Source organism: Pontibacter sp. HSC-36F09, from assembly GCF_024171605.1.
Taxonomy (GTDB): Bacteria; Bacteroidota; Bacteroidia; order Cytophagales; family Hymenobacteraceae; genus Pontibacter.
The window spans coordinates 146,348-168,869 of record NZ_JALKAA010000001.1 but is presented as its reverse complement, the minus strand read 5'-3'; the positions used below and the strand labels follow the sequence as shown (position 1 = coordinate 168,869).

The 22,522-nt window shown below is 50.5% G+C and carries 23 protein-coding genes; 15 read left to right on the top strand and 8 right to left on the bottom strand.

Going from position 1 to position 22,522, the window contains the following annotated elements:
- Positions 1 to 208 precede the first annotated feature (208 nt).
- Entirely contained in the window at positions 209 to 1,351 is a 1,143-nt protein-coding gene (locus tag L1278_RS00675; protein ID WP_253400582.1) for a ferredoxin--NADP reductase, read from the bottom strand.
- Positions 1,352 to 1,421: 70 nt separating this feature from the next.
- On the opposite strand from L1278_RS00675, the gene L1278_RS00670 reads away from it, so the two are divergent.
- The gene (locus L1278_RS00670; protein WP_253400581.1) at positions 1,422 to 2,555 is read left to right on the top strand and encodes a PLP-dependent aspartate aminotransferase family protein; all 1,134 of its coding nucleotides are present in this window, start codon (positions 1,422 to 1,424) and stop codon (positions 2,553 to 2,555) included.
- 131 nt (positions 2,556 to 2,686) lie between these two features.
- A complete protein-coding gene (ispE, locus tag L1278_RS00665) occupies positions 2,687 to 3,493 on the top strand; it encodes a 4-(cytidine 5'-diphospho)-2-C-methyl-D-erythritol kinase (protein WP_253400580.1) in 807 nt (268 codons plus the stop codon).
- On the opposite strand, the gene L1278_RS00660 is transcribed toward ispE, so the two are convergent.
- Genes L1278_RS00660 through tgt form a run of 3 tightly spaced genes read right to left on the bottom strand, consistent with a single transcriptional unit; the run spans position 3,449 to position 6,609 of the window.
- Positions 3,449 to 4,390, bottom strand: a complete 942-nt coding sequence (locus tag L1278_RS00660; RefSeq protein ID WP_253400579.1) for a DMT family transporter — start codon at positions 4,388 to 4,390, stop codon at positions 3,449 to 3,451. The two genes, ispE and L1278_RS00660, sit on opposite strands and share 45 nt — an antisense overlap.
- Complete coding sequence (locus L1278_RS00655; protein WP_253400578.1) at positions 4,390 to 5,466, bottom strand: LptF/LptG family permease; 1,077 nt, start codon at positions 5,464 to 5,466, stop codon at positions 4,390 to 4,392. The genes L1278_RS00660 and L1278_RS00655 overlap by 1 nt, the downstream gene beginning before the upstream one ends.
- Positions 5,467 to 5,478: 12 nt before the next feature.
- Entirely contained in the window at positions 5,479 to 6,609 is a 1,131-nt protein-coding gene (gene tgt / locus L1278_RS00650; protein WP_253400577.1) for a tRNA guanosine(34) transglycosylase Tgt, read from the bottom strand.
- Positions 6,610 to 6,990: 381 nt separating this feature from the next.
- Between tgt and L1278_RS00645 the strand changes: the two genes are divergently transcribed.
- From L1278_RS00645 to rsmG, 4 genes are all read left to right on the top strand, one after another.
- Positions 6,991 to 8,094, top strand: a complete 1,104-nt coding sequence (locus L1278_RS00645; protein WP_253400576.1) for a glycosyltransferase — start codon at positions 6,991 to 6,993, stop codon at positions 8,092 to 8,094.
- Complete coding sequence (locus tag L1278_RS00640; RefSeq protein WP_007659731.1) at positions 8,085 to 8,693, top strand: RNA polymerase sigma factor; 609 nt, start codon at positions 8,085 to 8,087, stop codon at positions 8,691 to 8,693. The genes L1278_RS00645 and L1278_RS00640 overlap by 10 nt, the downstream gene beginning before the upstream one ends.
- A gap of 229 nt (positions 8,694 to 8,922) precedes the next feature.
- Positions 8,923 to 9,141, top strand: coding sequence for a hypothetical protein (locus L1278_RS00635; RefSeq protein WP_253400575.1), 219 nt, complete (start codon positions 8,923 to 8,925; stop codon positions 9,139 to 9,141).
- A 79-nt stretch (positions 9,142 to 9,220) separates the two neighbouring features.
- Complete coding sequence (rsmG, locus tag L1278_RS00630) at positions 9,221 to 9,853, top strand: 16S rRNA (guanine(527)-N(7))-methyltransferase RsmG (RefSeq protein WP_253400574.1); 633 nt, start codon at positions 9,221 to 9,223, stop codon at positions 9,851 to 9,853.
- A 117-nt stretch (positions 9,854 to 9,970) separates the two neighbouring features.
- Here the strand turns inward: rsmG and L1278_RS00625 are convergent, their stop codons facing one another.
- Positions 9,971 to 10,924, bottom strand: a complete 954-nt coding sequence (locus L1278_RS00625) for a YheT family hydrolase (RefSeq protein WP_253400573.1) — start codon at positions 10,922 to 10,924, stop codon at positions 9,971 to 9,973.
- Positions 10,925 to 11,045: 121 nt separating this feature from the next.
- Here L1278_RS00625 and L1278_RS00620 point away from each other — a divergent pair, with 121 nt between their 5' ends.
- The 3 genes from L1278_RS00620 (at position 11,046) to rpsT (ending at position 12,624) form a co-directional block, all read left to right on the top strand.
- Positions 11,046 to 11,414, top strand: coding sequence for a hypothetical protein (locus L1278_RS00620; protein ID WP_253400572.1), 369 nt, complete (start codon positions 11,046 to 11,048; stop codon positions 11,412 to 11,414).
- 118 nt (positions 11,415 to 11,532) lie between these two features.
- Positions 11,533 to 11,943, top strand: a complete 411-nt coding sequence (locus L1278_RS00615; RefSeq protein WP_253400571.1) for a hypothetical protein — start codon at positions 11,533 to 11,535, stop codon at positions 11,941 to 11,943.
- Positions 11,944 to 12,363: 420 nt separating this feature from the next.
- Entirely contained in the window at positions 12,364 to 12,624 is a 261-nt protein-coding gene (gene rpsT, locus L1278_RS00610) for a 30S ribosomal protein S20 (RefSeq protein WP_116542815.1), read from the top strand.
- A 961-nt stretch (positions 12,625 to 13,585) separates the two neighbouring features.
- Here the strand turns inward: rpsT and pyk are convergent.
- Together pyk and L1278_RS00600 are read right to left on the bottom strand one after the other, a co-directional pair.
- Positions 13,586 to 15,013 (bottom strand): pyruvate kinase, encoded by a 1,428-nt coding sequence (gene pyk, locus L1278_RS00605; protein ID WP_253400570.1) that lies wholly within the window; start codon positions 15,011 to 15,013, stop codon positions 13,586 to 13,588.
- Positions 15,014 to 15,016: 3 nt separating this feature from the next.
- Positions 15,017 to 15,448: an IPExxxVDY family protein gene (locus tag L1278_RS00600; RefSeq protein WP_253400569.1), complete on the bottom strand. Its 432-nt coding sequence runs from the start codon at positions 15,446 to 15,448 to the stop codon at positions 15,017 to 15,019.
- Between the two features lie 159 nt (positions 15,449 to 15,607).
- Between L1278_RS00600 and L1278_RS00595 the strand changes: the two genes are divergently transcribed.
- The 5 genes from L1278_RS00595 to lgt all read left to right on the top strand — a co-directional run bounded on the left by L1278_RS00595 (position 15,608) and on the right by lgt (position 21,070).
- The gene (locus L1278_RS00595; RefSeq protein WP_007659745.1) at positions 15,608 to 15,844 is read left to right on the top strand and encodes an acyl carrier protein; all 237 of its coding nucleotides are present in this window, start codon (positions 15,608 to 15,610) and stop codon (positions 15,842 to 15,844) included.
- A 62-nt stretch (positions 15,845 to 15,906) separates the two neighbouring features.
- A complete protein-coding gene (gene fabF / locus L1278_RS00590; protein ID WP_253400568.1) occupies positions 15,907 to 17,160 on the top strand; it encodes a beta-ketoacyl-ACP synthase II in 1,254 nt (417 codons plus the stop codon).
- A gap of 66 nt (positions 17,161 to 17,226) precedes the next feature.
- Positions 17,227 to 17,904: a ribonuclease III gene (rnc, locus tag L1278_RS00585; protein ID WP_253400567.1), complete on the top strand. Its 678-nt coding sequence runs from the start codon at positions 17,227 to 17,229 to the stop codon at positions 17,902 to 17,904.
- Between the two features lie 270 nt (positions 17,905 to 18,174).
- On the top strand, positions 18,175 to 20,055 hold the full coding sequence (nadE, locus tag L1278_RS00580) for an NAD(+) synthase (protein ID WP_253400566.1): 1,881 nt from the start codon (positions 18,175 to 18,177) through the stop codon (positions 20,053 to 20,055).
- A gap of 172 nt (positions 20,056 to 20,227) precedes the next feature.
- Positions 20,228 to 21,070, top strand: coding sequence for a prolipoprotein diacylglyceryl transferase (gene lgt, locus L1278_RS00575; protein ID WP_253400565.1), 843 nt, complete (start codon positions 20,228 to 20,230; stop codon positions 21,068 to 21,070).
- A gap of 69 nt (positions 21,071 to 21,139) precedes the next feature.
- Here the strand turns inward: lgt and L1278_RS00570 are convergent, their stop codons facing one another.
- Positions 21,140 to 22,009, bottom strand: coding sequence for a hypothetical protein (locus tag L1278_RS00570; protein ID WP_253400564.1), 870 nt, complete (start codon positions 22,007 to 22,009; stop codon positions 21,140 to 21,142).
- A 116-nt stretch (positions 22,010 to 22,125) separates the two neighbouring features.
- On the opposite strand from L1278_RS00570, the gene L1278_RS00565 reads away from it, so the two are divergent.
- On the top strand, positions 22,126 to 22,521 hold the full coding sequence (locus tag L1278_RS00565; protein ID WP_253400563.1) for a VOC family protein: 396 nt from the start codon (positions 22,126 to 22,128) through the stop codon (positions 22,519 to 22,521).
- Position 22,522: the final 1 nt, after the last annotated feature.

Below are 22,522 nucleotides of genomic sequence, written 5' to 3'. Positions count from 1 at the left end.
AGCTTATCACTCCACTTGGGTCTGGACTGTTGCTGCCTCAGGATTGTTTTAGCTACCGGAATTTAATGCAACGCATCACCCTAACATGCTAAGCCTCACTAAATATAGCAAAATCTACATTCAGTGTATAAATCATACCACACTTTTTAGGAGATATTGCAGGACTTCGGAAAGTGTACCTGCAGATGTATTAATCGGATAGGTATAGCTACAGAATTTCCATCTCCACATCTCCCCCCACCGGGAAGCCCACGCAAGTCAGCGTCATACCATTTTCGATGTCCCGCTCGGTGAGCACCTCGTTATAGGACATCCATACCTTGCCCTTTAGTACCCGGGCCAAGCAACTGCCGCACTTGCCGGTTTCGCAGCTGTAGGGCATGGCGATGCCTGCCTGGCGGGCGCTTTGCAGGATGTTATTGGGGTAGCGCGAAGCGATCTGGTGCGTGTTGCCGCCGATATGTAGTGTTACCTGGTGGGCTGCCGTGTCAGGCGGTATAACTTTGGCCGGTTTGCGGATGTCAGTGTTGAAGATCTCCTTTCGGATGTTGGGCTCCGGTATGCCGAACTGCCGCAGCGCAAACGACATCAGGCGCATGTAGTTATCAGGACCGCAAATGTAGAAAAGCAGCTCGTCGTGTGGTACTTTAGCAAGTGAGCTGATAAAACGCTGCAGCAGGTCTTTGTGTAGCCGCGCCCGGCTCAGGTCCGGGGAGTTGCTGTACAGAAACTCGGTGTGCAATCTTTCAGGGAATTGAGTCGACAGCTCTTGCAGAGGTTTCAGGAACATAGTCTTCTCTGGGTAGCTATTGCTGTAGAAGAGCACCGCCGACAGTTCCGGCCGGGCGTGCAGCAGCGTTTTGAGTAGCGAGTAAATGGGCGTAATGCCGCTGCCGGCTGCCAGAAAGAAAATCTGTTTAAAGGCTGTACCTTCTTCTGGTAAGGTAAACAAACCAGCCGCTCCGGTCGTGATCAGTTTGTCGCCCACGCGGGCGTTGTCGATAAGCATGCGGGAGAAGAGGCCGTTTTCGATGCGCTTCACACCTATCGTAAGTGGCTCCTGCAAGGCGGGAGAGGAAGTGATGGAGTAGGAGCGGCGGACTTCGCCCTGCGTGCTGTGGTGCACCAAAGTCAGGTATTGGCCGGCTTTGTACGGAAGCGGCTTACCATCCTCAGGCTCCAGCGCGAAGGTCTTCACGCCGGGAATTTCCTCTTGTATGTGGCGGATGATCAGGCTGCGGTAGTATCTGTTGTTGTCAGGTATAGGGTGTGTCATGATTTGCGTGCGAAACTTATTGACTATACGAATCAGGCCGCCCAGGGTGAAAATAGAAGCGATGCCTTGTCTCAAAAATAAGCAGGATTGCCGGTCTATTTCTAAATACTGACTATATTTAACGATAAATACGCTATACCTGCCCATGGCACAGATCCACCCGAAAACCACTCCCATATACCAGACCTCGGTATTCACCTTCGAAGACCTCAACGACCTGGAACTCTACTTTGAGCAACCGGAGCAAAAATACATGTACACCCGCTATGGCAACCCCAATTCCGATGAGTTGGCCGAGGAGGTGAACAAACTGGAAGGCGGAGCCGGAGCGGTGGCCACTTCGTCGGGTATGTCAGCCATCCTGACGGCGGTGCTCACGTACTGCCAGTCCGGCGACCACGTACTCTGCGCCGAGGAAATCTACGGTGGCTCATCGGCCTTGCTCTCGCAGGAACTGACCCGAATGGGTATAGCGGTGAGCTATGTGCCAAGCGACACGCTCTATACCTTGCAAGAGTTTGTGCAGCCCAACACCAAACTGCTGCTGGCCGAGACCATGAGCAACCCGCTGCTGCAGGTGGTGGACCTGAAGCGACTGGCAGAAGAGACGAAGCGTATGGGTATAAAGCTCGTGGTGGACAATACCTTTGCGTCGCCTGTCATCACCAGGCCACTCGCGCTAGGCGCTGACTTGGTTATCCACAGCGTGACGAAATACCTGTCAGGCCATAGCGATGTGACGGCCGGTGTGGTGGTAACCAAAAACTCGGAAGACAGCAACCGGAGCAAGCAGATTATGCGCACCTACGGACTCAACCTAAGCCCCTTTGAGAGCTGGCTGGCAGCCCGTGGACTTAAAACCCTGAAGCTGCGTATGCGTCAGCACTGCACCAACGCGCAGGCAATAGCTGAAATGCTGGAGCAGCACCCGCACGTAAAGAAGGTATGGTATCCGGGTTTGGCCCAGCATCCGCAGCACCAGTTGGCTAAAGAGCAAGGGCAAGGCATGTTCGGTGGTATGCTGTCCTTCAAACTGAAAGACGATGCGCCGGAAACGGTAAACGCCTTTATGCAAGCCTTGCAACAAATCCCGTTTGCCCCATCGTTGGCAGGCGTGAGCACTTCCATTTCGCACCCGCTCCGCACCTCGCACCGCAGCCTTAACCCAGCGCAACAGCAGAAACTCGGCATCACACTCGGCCTGATCCGCTTGTCGGTAGGTATAGAGGAAACCGAAGAACTGCTGGCTGATTTGAAACAGGCGCTGGAGAAAGTTTAGTGATTGAGTGATGGAGTGATTTAGAAAGTCCATCGTCTTTTGTCAATCAGTCCTTTGTCAAAAAGAAAAGTCATGCTACTTGATACGTGTGTCGTGATACCTAATTCAATACCCTGCTAACTACCATACCTATGCTAGATTTCCCGAATGCTAAGATAAACCTGGGACTGCTGGTGACAGAGAAACGCTCCGACGGATTCCATAACCTGGAGTCGTGCTTTTACCCGGTGCGCTGGTGCGATGCCCTGGAAATTGTGCCAGCTGATGCAGAGGTTTTTACGATGAGTGGCCTTCCCGTGCCCGGTAATCCGGATACGAACCTCTGCCTGAAAGCCTACAAACTATTGCAGCAGTCCTTTGAGCTGCCGCCTGTGCACATGCATCTGCACAAAGCCATCCCGATGGGAGCAGGGCTCGGAGGTGGCTCTGCAGATGCGGCTTTTGTCCTGAAGCAACTTAACAGTCTGTTCGAACTCAACCTGAGCGAAGAGCAGCTCGAAAATTATGCCCGCCAACTCGGCAGCGACTGTGCTTTCTTTATCCGCAACAAACCGGTGATTGCAGTTGAAAAGGGAGATGTGTTCAAACCGGTGGAGCTGGATCTGAGTGGCTATACCTGTGTGATCGTATACCCGGGCATTCATATTACCACAGCCGAAGCCTATGGCAACATCATACCTAAAAAGCCGAGCTGTGGCATTGAAATGTACCTGAAGCAGGATGTGCAGGTATGGAAAGAGGTACTCAAAAATGATTTTGAAGAGGCACTCTTCCCGCGCTACCCAGAATTGGCAGGTATAAAAGAGCAGCTCTACAGCGCAGGCGCCGACTATGCGTCCATGACTGGTTCAGGGTCGGCGATCTACGGCCTTTTCAGGAACGAACCTGACAACCTAATCTTTCCCGGCCACTACCTTCTCTGGAGAGGGCTGCTTTAACTTCTTGCGGCGCTCGCTGTACGTGTCCAGCACCGGGTGGATGAACACGCTGAACAGGATAATGGTAGCCCCGATGTAGAAGTTGGAAGTCATCTGCTCGTTCTCGTTGAAGATCAGCCAGGCCAGCAGGATGCCGTAAATCGGTTCCATGTTCACGGTCAGGTTCATGGTATAGGCCGATATTTTCTGCATTAGCCTTACCGACGCAGTATAGGCGTACACCGTACACACCACGGCCAGCAGCAACAGGTATACCCAGTCCATGCCATTCATGGCAAAGCTCAGCGTACCCGTCTCCGTAAACAGTTCGGCATAGATTGGGAAGAACAGCGCCGTGCCGATACAGGCGCCTGCCATCTCGTAAGCCGTAATGGTAGTGGAAGGATGCTTCTTGGCTAGGCGGGCATTGATGATCGTAAAGATCGCGCCCAGCAGCGCAGACCCAACTGCCATACCTATCCCCAGCATATTGTCAAACTCCGTCTCGGCCTGGAAAATAATGTACAGGCCTAGCAGGATGATAACTCCCAGCAGAATCTCATGGAATTTTAACTTTTTGCTGGTGAAGGCTGGTTCGAGCAGGGCCGTCCATAAACTGCAGGTGGCCATACCTACCAGGCAGAGCGAAACCGACGAGATGCGGGCCGAGGCAAAGAACAGGATCCAGTGCGCCGAGATCATCAGCCCGACACCCATGATGATGAACAGATTGGTGCGCCCCAGCCAAAACTTCGTCTTGCGCCGGTAAATGATAATGCCCAGTGCCAGCGCCGCAATGAGTGTGCGGAGGAATACCAGCTCCACTGCCGGAATCGTGATCAGTTTGCCAAGTATGGCCGTGAAGCCCCATAACAAAACAATGAAATGGAGCTCGATAAAATCCTTGAGACGCGGCATTAGCGTGGAATATAGCGGTAAAGCAGGAATCCTATACCTGTAAAAATAACACTCGGCACCCAGGCCGCATACATCGGGTCAAGGTCGCCGACTTGGGCCAGACTACGACTCGTAATCACAAAAATAATGAAGACGAAGGCCAGGAAGAAGCCCAGCGCGATCTGCATACCTACGCCACCGCGCGCCTTGCGGGCACTCACGATCACCCCAATCACTGTGAGAATGATGATGGCAAAAGGATAGCTGTAGCGCTCGTATTTCTCAATCAGATAAGTCTCGATATCGTCAGCACCCCGGCTGATCTTTTCATCTATAAAACGGTTAAGCTCCGGCAGCGTCATGGTCTGCTCCAGCTTGTAAGTACTCTCAAAGTCTTTGGGCAGCATATTGAGCGTTGTGTCCAGTGCCCCGCCGTGGTAGATGCTCTCGTTCTCACCATCGAAGGTGCGGAGGGTATAGCGGTCCACGCTCCATTTCTGCCTGTCGGGGTTCCACTGCACGCTGCTGGCCGATAGTCTCTTGCTCAGATTGGTGCCCTTTATTTCCTCAATGGCAAAGTTATACCCGACGTGTGCCGTGACGTTGTAACTTTCCATATACACATAAGTGTCAGGGGCTATCTTGACATGTATGTTGCGTTTGTCGTACGTAAATGGACTCTTCACATACTTTACCTGAAAGGCCACACTCTCTTTGTTCGAGTTCGGAATCACCCAGCCGATCAGGCCAAAAATAAGGGCGCCGATAATGGTAGCCCCGATCAGGTAAGGCACCAGGAAACGTTTGAAGCTAACGCCACCACTCAAGATAGCCACAATCTCGGTATGCGAGGCCATCTTGGAGGTCACGAACACGGTCGCGATGAACACCGTGATCGGGCTCAGCATGTTCGCATAGAACGGGATCAGGTGGATGTAGTAGTCGAAGATGATCTCGGAAATGGGTACACTGTGCTTGATAAAGTCGTCGTTCTTCTCCGTGAAGTCAATCACCAGAATCACCGAGACCATGATCAGCACCGTGAACACATACGTGGTCAGGAACTTCTTCAGGATGTATTTGTCAATTAGCTTCAAGCTTCGAATTTTTTACAATCTCGTCATTAGTTTTTTCACCATCACGTCTTTCCAGTCACGGAAAGTGCCGGCGATGATGTGCTGGCGGGCCTGCTTGACCAGCCAGAGGTAGAACGTCAGGTTGTGCACACTGGCGATCTGTCCGGCCAGGTATTCGCCGCTGTGTACCAGGTGGCGAAGGTAAGCCTTGCTGTAGAACGTGCTCACATAGCCGCCTAGTTCCGCATCAATTGGGCTGTGGTCGGTGGCCCACTTCAGGTTACGAATGTTGACGATGCCCTGTGTAGTGAACAGCATACCGTTTCGGGCATTACGGGTCGGCAACACGCAGTCGAACATATCCACACCCAGCGCGATGTTCTCCAGGATATTGGCCGGCGTGCCCACGCCCATCAGGTAGCGCGGCTTGTCGGCTGGCAGGATGTCGCACACGATCTCAGTCATCTCGTACATCATCTCGGCCGGTTCGCCTACCGAGAGGCCACCGATGGCGTTGCCCTCGCGGCCAAAGCTGGCAATGGTCTCGGCTGACTGCACCCGCAGGTCTTTGTAAGTGCTGCCCTGCACGATCGGGAAAAGTGTCTGGTCATAACCATACTTCGGTTCGGTACTGTCGAAACGATCGACGCAGCGTTGCAACCAGCGGTGGGTGCGCTCCATCGAATTTTTGGCGTAGGTATAGTCGCAAGGGTAGGGGGTGCACTCGTCAAAAGCCATGATGATGTCGGCGCCAATCGTGCGTTGCGTGTCCATCACATTCTCCGGCGTAAAATCCAGCGCAGAGCCGTCGATGTGCGACTTGAACTTGACGCCTTCCTCCTTGATCTTGCGCGTACCGGCCAGCGAGAACACCTGGTAACCGCCGCTGTCGGTGAGTATAGGGCGGTCCCAACCATTGAATTTATGCAAGCCACCGGCCTGCTCAAGTATGTTCAGTCCCGGGCGCAGGTATAGATGATAAGTGTTGCCGAGTATGATCTCAGCCTTGATGTCCTCTTTGAGTTCGCGCTGGTGAACCGCCTTCACGGTGCCTGCCGTACCTACGGGCATGAAGATCGGGGTTTCGATAGCGCCATGCGCTGTCTGCACCACCCCGGCGCGGGCCTTTGACTGTATATCTTTTGCTACTAATGAAAACTGCATGGTATGTGATTGTCAGCGCACTATGCTACAAGAAGCAAGCCAACTGGTTCAGCAGCCTGAGGGCCGCCGGTTTTTGCTAAATGGTTATCGAAATAATCTGCAAAGATACATAGCGCGCACCCACAAAACATAAACAATTATTAAATGATGAAGATGTTCGTAAATGGCTTAATTATACCTATTTTTGGTAGTTACTTGTGCCGCGCCGGATCAGGAATTCAAAATCAGGAATGATGCCGAGGCCAGCAATTTCCTTTACCAGGCAGACGAGCCTTTTCTGCCGATTAATTTGGGAAGTAGCTTTTGTGCCGCGTCATCGTGCGATTTTGAAAAATCCCGTGAGCAGCCATTTAACAATCCAACCGTCAACTTTAGCAAGATTTGATTCCACTTATACTCCTGGCGGTGCTGGCTTTTTGCGTGCTGGTACAGCTATACTATGCTTTGTTTTACTTCCTGCCGCTGAGCAGGTATAAAGATCCGGAGCCGGACACCCTGCGGCCCGTGTCGGTGATTGTGGCGGCGCATAATGAGCAGGACAATCTGTTCGAACTCCTGCCCATGCTGCTCGACCAGCAGTACCCCGAGTTTGAGATCATCCTGGTGAACGATCGCTCTGACGATGACACTGAATTTTACGTGTATGAGCTCGAGCGTCAGTTCCCGAACTTCCGGGTGGTGACGATCAAAAAGACGCCAGAGTATCTCAATCCGAAAAAATACGCGCTGGCTTTAGGTATACGCGCCGCCAAATACGAACACATGCTGTTCACGGACGCGGACTGCCGCCCTTGCAGCGAACACTGGATCGAAAAAATGCAGAGTGGCTATCATGCTGGTGCTGATCTGGTTATCGGTTATTCCCCTTATAAAAAACTGGGTGGTTTCCTAAATCATCTGATCAGGTATGAAACCTTACTGACCGCAATTCAGTATCTGTCTCATGCAAACAAAGGACACGCGTACATGGGCGTTGGCCGAAACTTATCGTATACTAAGTCATGTTTCTTTAGAAACAAAGGGTTTGCATCTCATATCAAGACTACCGGCGGCGACGATGACCTATTTGTCAGAGATGCCGTCAACAATAGTAAAGCAAGCATTGTTATCAGCAAGGAAGGGCAAACAGTCAGCATTCCCAAAAAGACGTTTCGGGAATGGCTGGTACAAAAAAGAAGGCACATGGCCGCCGGCAGGCAGTACAATGCGGCAGACAGAGGGAGGATAGGGACTTTTATTTCATCCAATATTCTTTTTTACACACTGGTAATTATTCTTCTTGTTCTAAATAGCCATTTGACTATATTGGCCGCTCTTGTCGGAATCCGCTACCTGGCTGTGTTTCCGATCTATGTAAGTGTGGCGCGCAGATTAGACGAAGGTGTTTCTTTGCCGTTGTTGCCGCTGCTCGATATTGCTTATTTTTTTAGTTACCTGCTCCTTGGGGTATCCGTAGTATTGAACAAACGAATCAGATGGAAGTAAACAAACAATTCTCCGCAAAAGCGAAGCACGATTTCAAGCTGATACAGGCGGCTGTTGAAGAAAACGACGAGAAAGCTTATGCTGAGTTGATGAGCATATACAAGAAGCCGGTATACCACGTGGTACTCAAAATGGTGCGCAACGCCGACGACGCTGAGGACCTGACCATAGAGGCTTTTGCTAAGGCTTTTCGCAACCTGCATAAATTCAACCCGGAGTACGCTTTCAGTACCTGGCTGTTCCGCATCGCCACTAACAACTGCATCGACTTTATCCGCAAGAACCGCATCAAGACGATGAGCATCGACTCGGCTATTAAGATCGACAACGGCGACGAGATCACGATCGACTTCAAAGACAAGAACCTGAACCCGCAGGAAGAGGCAATCAAAAACCAGAAAATCGAGATCATGCAGTACGTGGTAGCCAAGCTGCCAGAGAAGTACCAGCGCCTCGTAACACTGCGCTACTTCAACGAGCTGTCGTACGAAGAGATTGCCACTGAGCTAAACGCCCCACTCGGTACCGTGAAAGCCCAGCTGCACCGCGCCCGCGAGTTGCTTTATGACATGGTGAAGAACAAGAAACACTTGATTTAATTGTTAAATTGTTGTTCAGGAATTAGGAATTGCATTGCAAGCCAACCATTTAAGAATCCAACAGTATAACCACCAAAAAAGATAATGATTACGTTTTTAGAGCCCCTGTTGCCTTGTGCGGCAGGGGCTCTATTTTTAACTGATTTCCGGACTTATTTCCTATTTTTGCGGTGGTTATGCCTAAAACAGGCACTACCGGAAGAACAGCTATACCTTGCAAATACAGTCCATGCGAAACCTGAGCGAAGCCATACTGGTCGGAATGGGTAAGTTGCACCTATACCTGCGCCACAGGAAGCAAGCCGAAGCTAAACACGAGCTGCACCGCAAGTACGAAGGGCAGTACCGCAACGCCGGCCTGGTGCTTCTCTTCGACATGTTCATGGCCCTTGCCGTAGTGGTGGTAGTGGCCATTGTGGCAGGTATACTATACCTTGTAACACGTTAAAAAGAGAATCAGACGGATAATTAATTCTCAGCTTTCAATCTCTTCAACTCTCAAATTCCTAAACTCTTAAACTCAAATCATGTCTATCTCCATACGCACCCTTTTGTCAGGTTATTTTCCGGAGCTCACCGAAGACCAGCTCGAGAAGTATGAGCGCATGGCCGAGCTGTACCGGGAGTGGAACGAGAAGATCAACGTTATTTCGCGCAAAGACATGGAGCACATTGGGGAGCACCACATCCTGCACTCGCTGGGTATAGCCAAGGTGATTCAGTTTCCTGCCCATGCCCATGTGCTGGATGTAGGCACAGGTGGCGGACTGCCCGGCCTTCCGCTGGCTGTCATGTTTCCGGAGGTGAAGTTCCACCTGGTGGACTCGATCGGAAAGAAGGTACACGTGGTGCAGGAGATTGCCCGCGAACTGCACCTGCATAACGTAACCGCCACCCATACCCGCGCCGAGCAGGTGCGCGAGAAGTTCGACTTCGTGGTAAGCCGGGCCGTTACCCGCCTGGCCAATTTCTACCCCTGGGTGATGAACAGCTTCAAGAAAGAGGCTATACCTGACAAAGGCATCTACTACCTCAAAGGCGGCGACCTCGAAGAAGAAATAGCTGAATCAGGCCTGATCACCAAGGTACACGACCTGAAGGATTACTTTACAGAAGAGTTCTTCGAGACGAAGAAGGTGGTGGTTGTGCCGATGCCGTAATAAGAATTGTAGATGGTTTTGTCTCAATAAGTATAGCCTATTCCAAGTGGTAGGTCAACAATTACCCGTACTATGCAATTACCCCAAATAGCAATTCAACCATCAACAATTTAACAATCAAACCCCCTCCAACAAAAACTGCACAGCTCTCGCTTCTGAGTAGTAGACGTTGTTCCGGAAGTCTTCTGCAAAGCCCACGTGGCCACCTCCTTCAGGTGTCTCCAGGTATAGGTATGGGTTTTCATCCGCCTCTTCAAAAGGGAAGCAGGAAGTTGTCAGGAACGGGTCGTTTTGGGCATTTACTAACAGAGTCGGTACTTGTATGCGCTTCAGGAATTGCTTGCTGCTGGATCGTTTGTAGTAGTCGTCTGCATTTTCGAAGCCGTGCAGTGGTGCCGTATACTTGTCGTCGAACTCCGGGAAAGACCAGAACAAGCTGTAGTTGCTGAGATCCAGGGCATCCGGGTACATCTCCTTTTTCTGCTCCAGTTTCTGGCCTAAGGTTTTTAAAAAGCGTTGGGTATAAATTTTGGAAATGCGTTTGGCAGAGCTTTTCAAATCGATGGGCACTGAAAAAACGGACGCACGTTTCACTTCAGATGGTACCTGTTCCGGGTCTTCGCCCAAATATTTTAAGCTGATGTTGCCGCCGGCGCTAAACCCGACCAGGTATACGGTTTCGTAGTTTCCGCTGTCTAAAGCATGGCGCACCACAAAGTCGAGGTCGTCGGAGGCGCCAAGATGGTAGGAGCGGAGGAGTTTATTGGGCTCGCCGCTGCAGCTGCGGTAGTTCCAGGCCAGCGCGTCTACGCCATGTTCGTTCAGCGCCTTCACCATCCCCATAATATAGGGCCGGTGCGAGTCACCTTCCAGTCCGTGCGATAAGATGGCCAGCGAGCGGGATTTAACGCGCGACCAGTCCGCATCAATAAAATCGTCGTCGGGGGTGGTGAGCCGTTCGCGGTGGTAGCTCACACCTTCTACCTGCCGGAACAAACTGGGTACAATCGTCTGAATATGCCCGTTGAAGAGATAAAAAGGCGGTTTGTGCTGGGACGTTAAGATCGGCATCAGGTATAAGGTATTTTGTAATGAATACGAAAAAGTCAAAATTACGGCCTTTCTATATTTGTCGCTACATCAGTGGGCTGCTTTTGACGTATTCCTTATATAACCAACACAACATAAGACAATGAAGTTTATTAAACATATCAAAACATGGATCCTAGGCTGCCTCCTGCTAGTTTCTGTTACGGCCTGTAACTCCGAAACACGGCATAGTGCCAATCGTGAGGTAGAGGAGTTTTCGACCTGGGTAGATGAGAACAGCAGACGCGCCGAAACAGCCACCGAAGAAGAATGGAATGAAATGGAGGCAGAGTACAACCGCAAAACCACCGAAATAAAGAAGCGCAGCGCCGACTGGGACGACCAGACCAAAGCAGAGTGGGAAAAAGCACAGGCTCAGTGGCAGGAGACCATTGGTCGAGCCGGAGCCCGGTTTAGGGTAACTGATGCAGAACCGGAGTTCGACACAGTGCAGGAGACTGGAGAACAATAGGTTTAAGGGCAATACTATATAGAATAATGCTATACATTTATATTTTTTACTTTGAATATTACTATTCTAAGGAATGTAATAATACGTATAAGGCAGTATAACTAATGATAATTACAAGATGAATATAAAATCAAATCTTAAAATGCTAGGTATGGCGCTAACAGTTAGTGCATTTACCTTTGCCTGTAACTCTGAAACTCGCACTGAAACGAACAGTGAGATTGATGAAGCACAAGTAGAAGCGAACGAAACGAGTGTGGAAGCGGAGCGTGAATATGATGAATTCTCAGTATGGGTGAACGATCAGTCATCTCGCGCTGAAACAGCTACTGAAGAAGAATGGCGTGAAATGAAAGCAGAATACAACCGCCGCGAGGCTGAACTTGACGCCAAAAGCGACACCTGGGGCGACGAAGGCAAGCGTGAATGGCAGGAGGTGAAAGACAGCTGGAAACGTACCGAAGACAAAGTACAGAAGCGTATCGGTGATGTAGATGTTGATGTTGACGTAGAACGAAAAAATAACTAACCTAGTTTTTAGTTGAAGATCAAGCCTGGGGCTGCGGCGGACGCTGTGGACTCAGGCTTTTTTCATTGGAAGGTATGATAAAGTACTAAGCAAGGTGACAGGTATAGCCAGTTCGTTAGTCTAGGGTTTTTCAGGCGCTAACGTGTTCTGGTCTTCCTCTTTGCCGCTGGCGCAGCTAAAAAGAAGAGGTATACAGGCAGGCTACAGAAAGAAACGCGGGGCAGCCATGGTTTTCAGGCTAAATAAGTGTAATTTTGAACCAGCATAAGTTAAGTATTGCGGCGGAATAATCCCGGGACGGCAATAAATCCCTGTTCAGGCTTTTTTATAGCGGGGAGGTTTTGGAATTTAATTTCAAAGAATATATCTTTGCAAACTCATTTAGGATACGCAACGAAATTTTAATTAGTATAAAATAACATGGCTAATCACAAGTCGGCATTAAAGAGAATCAGATCTAACGACGCGAAACGTCTTCGTAACAGATATCAGGCGAAAACTACTCGTACTTTCATCAAAAAGCTGAAAGGCACTACAGACCAAACTGAGGCGCAAGAACTGTACAAGACAGTTTCTTCTATGCTTGACCGTCTGGCAAAGAAAAACATCATCCACAAAAACAAAGCTGCTAACAACAAGTCAAAACTGGCTAAGTTCGTTAACGGCCTGGCTGCAGCCTAGTTTTTTGCTGGAATACCATTCCGAAGCCTTACACAGTAGTGTAAGGCTTTTTGTGTTTTCTGTTAGAGCTGTTTGAAGATGTCTTATTTGCCTTCAAACAGCTTTTTTGTGGATAGCCTTTCCAGATGTTTTGCTGATAGGGGAGGAGTAGCTGGTTAGCTTATTTCGTAGTTAGTGGAATTCACGCTGTGAGGTATGAGAACTCTCAGTTTTTGCTTTTGTCATTCTGCAGGGATCATGGTTAAAAGTAAGTTAGGCAGTTGCCATAACACACCCCTGCCCCTGTCAAGAGGGGAATTCGGGCCGTTGATTTTCAAAGTATAAGCTTTGTAGTTATAGCAGTTTCTTTCCAATAACGGGTCCAACGACCCCTGCCCCTCAGAGCTACGCTCGCTACCTTCGAACTCGCGTTCTCGGTAGTCCAAGGAGGGGTGCTTTAGGCCGCTACCAATTTAAAGGTATAGCTTCGTAGTTGCCTCCACAGACCACTGGCAGGTATAGCAAGACATACTCACACGCTAGCAATGGAACAAACTGCGGTGCCGGGTGCGCTAAGTGACACTCCACTGTTCGAGCGTTCAGCGAGTGGGGGTAGGGGCCCTCGATTTTTTCATCAAGGAAAAAAGTGAGGGCCGTCCGGCCAAGGCAAGCTATAAAACAACACTGTTTGCTATACCTGAAACAGCAGTTACTACAAAGCCAGCTATACCTATAAGCCGCCGCTACAAAGCAAAGTAAGCTATACCTATTCCTATACCTATACCTGGGCCAGAGGCCCCACTATACCAGACACGAGCGTGGACGCTCGCGCCATGGTGCATTATACACTCCAACTAGGCGAAGCCCCCCTTTAACTACAATCACTCCAGTGGCTTCAGGTATAGCCCTCTCCTAAAATAAAAAATCCTGAGGCCGTTACACAACCCCAGGATTCTGAAAATCAAGTTGAGTATTCCTTATTTTAAGCGATACTCAGCTTGATCATATTAGTACGCTTCTGCTCGTATATCGGCATACTCGCTGTGTTGATGAACACATCGCCTTTGTTCAGGTAACCGGATTTGAGGAGCATCTGCTTGATGTCTTCAATAGTAGCGTCAGTTGACTCGAACTTGTCGTAGTAGAAGCCGCGGATGCCCCATACCAGGTTCAGGGTAGTGAGCAGGCGCTCGTTTTCTGTGAAAATAAAAATGTCAGCTTTGGTACGGTATTTCGCCAGCTGGAAGGCCGTATACCCTGACTTGGTCATGCCGATCACAGCACGGGCGTTGGTGTCGCGGGCAAGGTTGCAGGCGTTGGCTACCAGGCTGTCGTTGTAGAAGGTGCCAGAGTGCGGATTCAGGATGTAGGTCTTGTTGAAGATATCGGCCTGGCGCTCTACCTCGCTGATGGTTAAGTTCATCGAACGGATCGTCTCAACCGGATAGGCGCCCACGGCTGTCTCGGCACTCAGCATCAGGGTGTCGGCACCGTCAATCACAGCGTTAGCTACGTCGTTGGTTTCGGCGCGGGTCGGCTTCGGGTTCACGATCATGCTCTCCATCATCTGAGTAGCGATGATCACCGGTTTGGCGGCCTTGTTGCACTTCTCCACAATCATTTTCTGTAGCATCGGCACACGCTCCATACCTGTTTCCACGCCCAGGTCACCGCGCGCTACCATCAGGGCGTCAGACTCTGCAATAATAGCATCGATGTTGCGGATAGCCTCCGGCTTTTCGATCTTAGCGATCACACGGGTGTCCTTGCCGCGCTCTTTTATGATGCGCTTGATATCAAGAATGTCCTCCACGCGACGCACAAACGAGAGGGCTACCCATTCCACGTTGTGGTCCAGACCGAAGTGCAGGTCACGCAGGTCTTTTTCAGTAAGGGATGGGGCCGAAACGATGGAGTCTGGCAGGTTGATGCCCTTGCGGGGTTTTACTACGCCACCATATTTCACTTCGGCTTCTACCACTTTGTCTTTGTCAGTAGAAATTACCTTGAGCTCCAGCTTGCCGTCGTCCAGCAGGATGGTGTCGCCTGGGTTTACGTCTCTGGCAAGCTCGGTATAGTTGGTGGCCAGGTGCTCGTGGTTGCTCACGGAGCCGTCGCAGCGCATGATCACGCGCTGGCCCTCTTTTATTTCTACACCACCGTTTTCAACCTCGCCAATGCGGATCTTAGGACCCTGCAAATCCTGCACAATGCAGACGTTGGTGTTGAAGCGGCGGTTCAATTCGCGGATATGCTCTATCACCTGCAAATGTTCTTCATGCTCTCCGTGCGAAAAGTTCAGGCGGAAAGCGTCTACGCCTTCCTGCATCAGTGCCAGCAGGCGGTCAAAGGTATTGCTGGCAGGGCCAACAGTTGCCAGTACTTTGGTCTTGTTGAAGATTATCTTCATAATTCAGAATAGTAAGTGTTCCTTGTACTTAAGGGTAAGTGGATCAAATTGTTTCGTATAATGGATCAGGGGCAGACTTTGGAGTCTGTTCAGCAACTCCTGCGGATGAAGGTACTGTTGCAGCGCCCCTGTTATTTGCAGAATGTAATCATACTCTTTCACATCGGGCAGCAAGAAAGGCATTTTAGCAGTGAGGGTCCCTAACGCTTTGTTTCGGAACAGCCGCACGGTACTGTGCACATCGTGGTGCTCAAAATGAGAGATGTACATCTTCTGCCGGTCTGTCATCTCGTAGCACAGGTCCCGCTGGCGGGTGAGGTTGAGCCCCAGAAGACGGTTAAGCGACCAGGCCATTTTGTAGTCACGGCACGAGGCAACCACACCAAAAAGGGCGAAGCTGAAATCATACTCAATGTCCAGGTGCAGTGTTTTCATGGGCTACCAAACGGCGTAATTGCAAATTTATAAACATGGCAACGGAAAACGACCTTTAAGGCAAAAACTTTTATCACTTAGCGAATACAGCAATTTTTTTTGACATTGTCTGCCTAATTACATTTCTTTGCACAGTGTTTTAATAAACTATAAGAAAAAATGTCAGAAATCGCAGAAAAAGTAAAGGCTATCATCATCGATAAGCTTGGTGTTGAAGAGTCAGAAGTTACTCCAGAAGCTAGCTTCACAAATGACCTTGGCGCTGATTCACTGGATACAGTAGAGCTTATCATGGAATTCGAAAAAGAATTCAACGTATCTATTCCAGATGACCAGGCTGAAAACATTGCCACTGTAGGTCAGGCGATCAGCTACCTGGAAGAGCACGCAAAGTAATATAACCCCATTACCTTTTTGTATTAAGTAATTTTTACCTATCTATCCTCTACTAGCAGCTTATGGAGCTTAAGAGAGTTGTAGTTACAGGGCTTGGCGCACTCACCCCACTTGGAAACAACGTTGCAGAATACTGGAACGGGCTGGCCAATGGTGTGAGTGGAGCTGCGCCTATTACACGCTTTGATGCGAGTAAGTTTAAGACCCAGTTTGCCTGTGAAGTAAAGGGATACGATCCTGAAAAATACTTCGACCGTAAGGAAGCGCGTAAGATGGACCTGTTCTCTCAGTTCGCCATGGTGGTGGCTGAAGAGGCGGTTCAGGACGCGAAACTGATTGACAGTAATGTTGACCCGGACCGCGTAGGCGTGATCTGGGGATCTGGTATCGGCGGTCTGCGCACTTTTCAGGAGGAGTGCGTAAACTTTGCCAACGGTGACGGTACCCCGCGATTCAACCCGTTCTTCATTCCGAAGATGATCGCCGACATCAGTGCCGGTCACATTTCAATTAAATACGGCTTCCGTGGACCTAACTTCGTCACGGTTTCTGCCTGTGCATCTGCTACCAACGCCATCATCGACTCTTTTAACTATATCCGCCTGGGTATGGCCGATGTGGTGGTAACCGGTGGTTCAGAGGCTGCGGTGACCGAAGCAGGTATAGGAGGCTTCAATGCACTGAAAGCCCTTTCAGAGCGCAATGATTCCCCGGAGACGGCTTCCCGCCCATTCGACAAAGACCGTGATGGTTTTGTGTTGGGTGAAGGTGCAGGTGCCCTTATTCTGGAGGAGTATGAGCATGCCAAAGCCCGTGGCGCTAAGATCTACGCCGAAGTAATTGGTGGTGGTATGTCTGCAGACGCGTACCACATCACAGCCCCGCATCCGGAAGGATTGGGCGCACTCAACGTGATGAAGAACGTACTGCGCGATGCCAACATCAAGCCCGAGGAAGTAGACTACATCAACGTGCACGGCACATCCACGCCACTCGGAGACATCAGCGAGGTGAAAGCCATCCAGACTGTGTTTGGTGACCACGCCTACAAGCTCAACATCAGTTCTACCAAGTCTATGACGGGTCACCTGTTGGGCGCGGCCGGTGCGATAGAGGCCATTGCTGCCATTATGGCGATCAAGAACAGTGTGGTGCCGCCAACGATCAATCACTTCACAGATGATGAAAGTTTTGACGCTGATCTTAACTTTACCTTTAACAAAGCGCAGGAGCGCGAAGTGAAAGTAGCGTTGAGCAACACGTTTGGCTTTGGTGGACACAACACTTCCGTTTTATTCCGTCAATTTATCGACTAGGTGTTTGGTCCAATAAAACCAGTACGGCGCTTCTATCACAGCCTGTTTACCAAGGATAGAGAAATAGTGCGCGCCATTTCCGGTATTATTGGCACTACTCCTGATAACATACGCCTGTACAAACTGGCGCTCACACACACGTCCTTTGCGCGGCAGAACCTGGCCAGCAAGCACGATACCAATGAGCGTCTGGAGTTTCTGGGTGATGCGGTGCTCGGAACGGTGGTGGCAGAACTGCTTTTCAAGAAATTTCCCTACGAAGACGAGGGTTTTATGACAGAGATGCGCTCACGGATCGTAAACCGGGAGTCACTCAATCATATTGCCATTAAGATCGGCCTGAACCTGCTGGTCAAGGTCGATACTTCAGGCGGACAGAGCGCCCGGCATAAATCGGTGCACGGCAACGCCCTGGAAGCACTGGTAGGCGCCATCTACCTGGATAAAGGGTATACAACGACGCGTCAGTTCATACTTGGCAAGCTGATCAAGCCGCACGTAGACCTGCACAAACTGGTCAACACTACCTCAAACTTCAAGAGCAAGCTCATTGAGTGGGCCCAAAGCCAGAATGCCGATATCCGCTTTGAGATTGTGAACCGCAAGAACCAGGGCAACACAACAGAATTTACATGTGAGATCTACCTGGATGACAAACCGGTAGCCGTAGGCGTGGGCCTCTCCAAAAAGAAAGCCGACCAGGCTGCTGCTGAAAAGGCATTGGATGTGCTCAACATCAGCTAAGGCGCTCTTCTGCTAGTGCGAGCTAGCTTACATTGCCCCACATACCTTCCTAATCTCAATTTTAGAAAAGCCACTGTCATTCAAACGGCAGCGACTCATTTTCTCATCCCTTTCAATTCTTAGTTTCTGATTTCTGCTTCGGTACTGCGCCCGGCCTATACCTGAATGGGCTCAACAGTCCTCAGGCTATACCTGTTCAGGGTATGGCGGTTCTTTATTTGGCTGCCAAAGCTTAACTTGCTTCCGTATTGTTGCGTTAGAGAACACACTATGGAAGAAACTAGACTGATACTGGCCGGGGCTGCCCTGAATCAGACCCCACTCGACTGGGAAGCCAATCTGCTGAATATCCGATCTGCTATCATCGAGGCAAGCACCCGCAATGTGGACATCCTGTTGCTGCCCGAGCTTTGTATCACAGGCTATGGCTGTGAGGACATGTTCCTGCACCCCTGGTTCGCCGAGGAGGCATTCGAAAAGCTACTCCAGGTAAAAGAGTGGTGCGATAACATGACGGTGTGCCTGGGCGTGCATGTGATCATCGGGAAAGATGTATTCAATACGGCCTGCGTTATCAAGAACAAAGAGATTGTAGGCTTTACGGCCAAGCAGTTCCTCGCCCGCGACGGCATCCACTACGAGCCGCGTTGGTTCACGCCATGGCCAGCCAATGTGGTAGAGGAGTTTGAAATGAAAGGGAAGCGCTATCCGATCGGCGATCTTGTGTACGAAGAGAAGGGCGTGAAATATGCCTTTGAAATATGCGAGGATGCTTGGCGAACCAACCGCCCTGCCGAGCGCCACATGCAAAAGGGCGTACAACTGATCCTGAACCCAAGTGCCAGCCACTTTGCCCTGAGCAAGACGGACCTGCGCCATCGCCTCGTAGTTGAGGCCTCCCAGAAATTTCAATGCGCCTATCTGTATGCTAACTTGCTTGGCAATGAGTCAGGCCGTGTGATCTTTGACGGAGAAGTACTTATAGCCCAGAACGGAAAATTGATCCGCCGCAATGAGCTGCTGTGCTTCAAGGACGTGGACCTGGAATGCGCGGAGGTTAGTTTCGGAGCCAACCCGGTAATAGCCGAAACGATTGAGTATCTGCCGCCTATCGACGAGAATGCCGAATTAATTGCTGCCCTGAGCCTGGCCCTGTTTGATTATATGCGCAAGAGCCGTAGCCGGGGTTTTGTGCTGTCGCTGAGCGGTGGCGCTGACTCGTCGTGTTGTGCTGTGGCCGTGGCCGAAATGGTGCGCCGTGGCGTCGATAGCCTGGGTGTAACTGGTTTTGTGACCAAGGCCCGCATGTTCTCGCTAAAGGATGCTGAGTATTTCGAGGCTTTGCCGCAGGATCAGGTGGTCAGGCAACTGGTGGGGCGTATCCTTACCTGCGCCTATCAGGGCACTGTCAATTCATCTGATGCCACCTATACCTCCGCCAAAGAGTTGGCCGAGTCCATCGGAGCTGTGTTCCACGACTGGACCATTGATGAAGAGGTGAAAGGCTATACCTCTAAAATAGAGGGCGCGCTGGAGCGTGAACTGACATGGGAGCACGACGACCTGGCCTTGCAGAACATACAGGCGCGCGTGCGTGCTCCTGCCATCTGGATGCTGGCCAACATCAAAAACGCCCTTCTGCTGGCGACCTCCAACCGAAGCGAGGCAGCGGTTGGTTATGCCACCATGGACGGCGATACGGCCGGTAGTATTTCACCCATCTCAGGTATAGATAAATCCTTCATTCGACAATTTTTGATCTGGATGCAGGAGGAACTGGGCTACCTGGGGCTGGACTATGTGAATAACCTGCAGCCAACGGCCGAACTGCGACCTTCTTCTGAGGACCAGACAGACGAGAAAGACCTGATGCCCTATGAGATCCTGAACATGATCGAGCGCCTGGCCTGGTACGACCGTCTGTCGCCGCAACAAGTGATAGATCATCTGGAAAAGGAAAATGTGGCGCCGATTGAATCACTGAAGGGCTATGTGCACAAGTTCTATACCTTGTGGTCGCGTAACCAGTGGAAACGGGAGCGTTACGCCCCGGGCTTCCACCTCGACGACTACAACCTGGACCCACGCAGTTGGTTACGTTATCCGATCCTGAGTGGCGGATTTCGGGAGGAACTGAGCAGGCTGAAATAGAGACAGGAATTTATACCTGTAAAAGGCACCATCCCATACCTGTCAGAGCAGGGAGGGGTGGTGTCTTTTGCATTTGTGGCTATACCTGTGGATAAATATACCTATACCTGTCCGGCGCTGGTTTTTTCGCTTTGCTAAATATTGTAACTTTGGCAGAACCATACCACTGTATATGAGCATTCTGAACTATATAACCTGGGATGTAAGTCCATCCATCTTTTCCATTGGCTCCTTTGAGGTGCGCTGGTACGGACTCCTGTTCGCGCTGGCGTTCGTGTTTGGGCAGCGCATCCTGACCAAGATCTACGTGGCAGAAGGCCGCACAGAGGGGGACGTGGATATCATCACTCTGTACATGATCGTGGGTACGGTGGTAGGCGCGCGCCTGGGCCATACCTTGTTTTACCAGCCCGAATATTACCTAAGCAACCCCATCGAGATTCTCAAGATATGGGAAGGCGGTCTTGCCAGTCATGGCGCTACGATCGGCATTCTGCTGGCTTTGTGGTTGTTCAGCCGCAAGCACAACTTTGACTACATGTGGGTTTTAGACCGAATCGTGATCGTGGTGGCGCTGGGCGGTGCCCTCATCCGACTGGGCAACCTGATGAATTCTGAGATTTTTGGTCGTCCGACTGATCTGCCGTGGGGCTTTATATTTGTGCGACAGAGCGAGTACTCGCATGTGCCGCGCCACCCGACGCAGCTGTACGAATCGTTCAGTGTGTTCCTGCTGTTCGTGTTGCTTTACTGGCTCTGGAAGAAATACAAAGAAGCGCTGCCAAAAGGTTTGCTGTTCGGCATTTTCGTGACAGCCCTGTTCACGTTCCGCTTCCTGGTTGAGTTCCTGAAAGAAGTGCAGGTAGAGAAGGAGGCCACGATGGCGCTGAACATCGGCCAGCAGTTGAGCATCCCTTTGATCATAATCGGTTTGATCATACTCTTCAGGGTATGGTGCAATCCGAAGCCGGCCTTGCCTGGCGGGAAACTGGCCCGGGAGACTGCCAAAAAGTAAATACTTTTCATAGAAATAGAAACGGCCAGCAATCATGCTGGCCGTTTTGCTTTTGGTAGGTATAGGCTATTAGTTCAGGCTATATCGGAACAAGCCACCGTCTTCGCTGGTGATGACCAGGGTGTTTTCATTTTCGAAGGCTACCGCCTCGGTTTGCCCGGCTTCCTTGATGTTCACTTTCTGATAGTCGCCTTTGTAAAAAGCAGCCGGATCGCTTACGTTTCGGAAAATATGTAGGCCACCCTCACTTACGAGCGCCACCGTACTGCCATCAGCGCTGCTGCCTGCGCCGGTTACCGGTACACCCAGTTTGTGACTGCCCAGCAATTTGGCTTTGTACTGACCGCCGCTGTCGGGCAGCTCATATACCTTGGCTGTCTCTTTACTGCCCCTGTCCTTCGACACCAGGTATAGCTTGCCGCCCTGCCAGAAGATGGCTTCCACATCATAATTCATGTCCTTTTTGGAAGGCGGAAACTTCTTCTGGTCTTCGTAAGAGAACCGTATGGCCTCGATTTTGTCAGGCTTGTCGAGCTGGAGTTTGTAGATGGCCAGTTCTTTGCGCTTGTTGTTGTTATTGCCCGTATCGGCTATGTAGATGTTGCCTTCGCTGTCGCGCGCCAGATCCTCCCAGTCCACGTTAGGCAGTTGTAATTTAATAGTTTCGATCAGTTTACCTTTTCGATCGATCAGGTAGAGGTGTGGTTTGTTGCCTGCATCATTGTGCGTGACATAGGCATCCCGCTCAGGTATAAACTCGACACCAGAGCTTTCACTGACCGGGGAAGGAAGTTTGGCTAATTTAACCAGTTTGCTGGTAGTTATTTCGGAGGTAGTGGCTTCGGAATTGGTAACGGTATCGGAGGGTCGCCCCAAAAAGTAAAAGAGGACTACCATCACAGGTATAAATAAGGCAAGTATTTTCAGCATGAGCTTCATAGTGTTGTTTAATACAGTGGGCGCGTTATGGTATAACGGAAAGCAAAAGCCCTGTGGTTGCGTACAAACTGTAAATACCCGTTTTTTTACCGGAATACTGTTGATCAAGCCAAGCAATGGAGATAAAAAAGATAAAAGAAACCTGCCTGTACATAGCCAATCTGGAGCTCAGTCGCCAGTTTTACAATGGAAAGTTGGGACTGCCTGTGATTGGAGAAGTGAAAGACCGGCACATTTTTTTCAAAGCAGGGGAGTCGGTGTTGCTCTGTTTTGTGTCGGAGGCATCTAAGAAAGGAGGTACCCTGCCACCCCACTTCGGCTCCGGCCAACTGCACCTGGCATTCGAGGTAAGTCGGGAAGACTATGGCGGCTGGAAAAGTAAAGTTGAGAAGGCAGGTATAGCCGTAGAGCAGGAGTACGATTGGGAGCGCGGCTTCCTGTCGTTCTATTTCCGCGACCCAGACCAGCACTTGCTAGAGGTGGTGGTGGAAGGGATGTGGGATAAGAATTGAT

Bases quoted from the DNA above. Each gene is read 5' to 3' on its own strand.
- L1278_RS00670 (WP_253400581.1), top strand. From the start codon at position 1,422: ATGGCACAGATCCACCCGAAAACCACTCCCATATACCAGACCTCGGTA.
- ispE (WP_253400580.1), top strand. From the start codon at position 2,687: ATGCTAGATTTCCCGAATGCTAAGATAAACCTGGGACTGCTGGTGACA.
- L1278_RS00660 (WP_253400579.1), bottom strand. From the start codon at position 4,390: ATGCCGCGTCTCAAGGATTTTATCGAGCTCCATTTCATTGTTTTGTTA.
- tgt (WP_253400577.1), bottom strand. From the start codon at position 6,609: ATGCAGTTTTCATTAGTAGCAAAAGATATACAGTCAAAGGCCCGCGCC.
- L1278_RS00640 (WP_007659731.1), top strand. From the start codon at position 8,085: ATGGAAGTAAACAAACAATTCTCCGCAAAAGCGAAGCACGATTTCAAG.
- L1278_RS00635 (WP_253400575.1), top strand. From the start codon at position 8,923: ATGCGAAACCTGAGCGAAGCCATACTGGTCGGAATGGGTAAGTTGCAC.
- rsmG (WP_253400574.1), top strand. From the start codon at position 9,221: ATGTCTATCTCCATACGCACCCTTTTGTCAGGTTATTTTCCGGAGCTC.
- L1278_RS00625 (WP_253400573.1), bottom strand. From the start codon at position 10,924: ATGCCGATCTTAACGTCCCAGCACAAACCGCCTTTTTATCTCTTCAAC.
- L1278_RS00620 (WP_253400572.1), top strand. From the start codon at position 11,046: ATGAAGTTTATTAAACATATCAAAACATGGATCCTAGGCTGCCTCCTG.
- L1278_RS00615 (WP_253400571.1), top strand. From the start codon at position 11,533: ATGAATATAAAATCAAATCTTAAAATGCTAGGTATGGCGCTAACAGTT.
- rpsT (WP_116542815.1), top strand. From the start codon at position 12,364: ATGGCTAATCACAAGTCGGCATTAAAGAGAATCAGATCTAACGACGCG.
- pyk (WP_253400570.1), bottom strand. From the start codon at position 15,013: ATGAAGATAATCTTCAACAAGACCAAAGTACTGGCAACTGTTGGCCCT.
- L1278_RS00600 (WP_253400569.1), bottom strand. From the start codon at position 15,448: ATGAAAACACTGCACCTGGACATTGAGTATGATTTCAGCTTCGCCCTT.
- L1278_RS00595 (WP_007659745.1), top strand. From the start codon at position 15,608: ATGTCAGAAATCGCAGAAAAAGTAAAGGCTATCATCATCGATAAGCTT.
- fabF (WP_253400568.1), top strand. From the start codon at position 15,907: ATGGAGCTTAAGAGAGTTGTAGTTACAGGGCTTGGCGCACTCACCCCA.
- nadE (WP_253400566.1), top strand. From the start codon at position 18,175: ATGGAAGAAACTAGACTGATACTGGCCGGGGCTGCCCTGAATCAGACC.
- lgt (WP_253400565.1), top strand. From the start codon at position 20,228: ATGAGCATTCTGAACTATATAACCTGGGATGTAAGTCCATCCATCTTT.
- L1278_RS00570 (WP_253400564.1), bottom strand. From the start codon at position 22,009: ATGAAGCTCATGCTGAAAATACTTGCCTTATTTATACCTGTGATGGTA.
- L1278_RS00565 (WP_253400563.1), top strand. From the start codon at position 22,126: ATGGAGATAAAAAAGATAAAAGAAACCTGCCTGTACATAGCCAATCTG.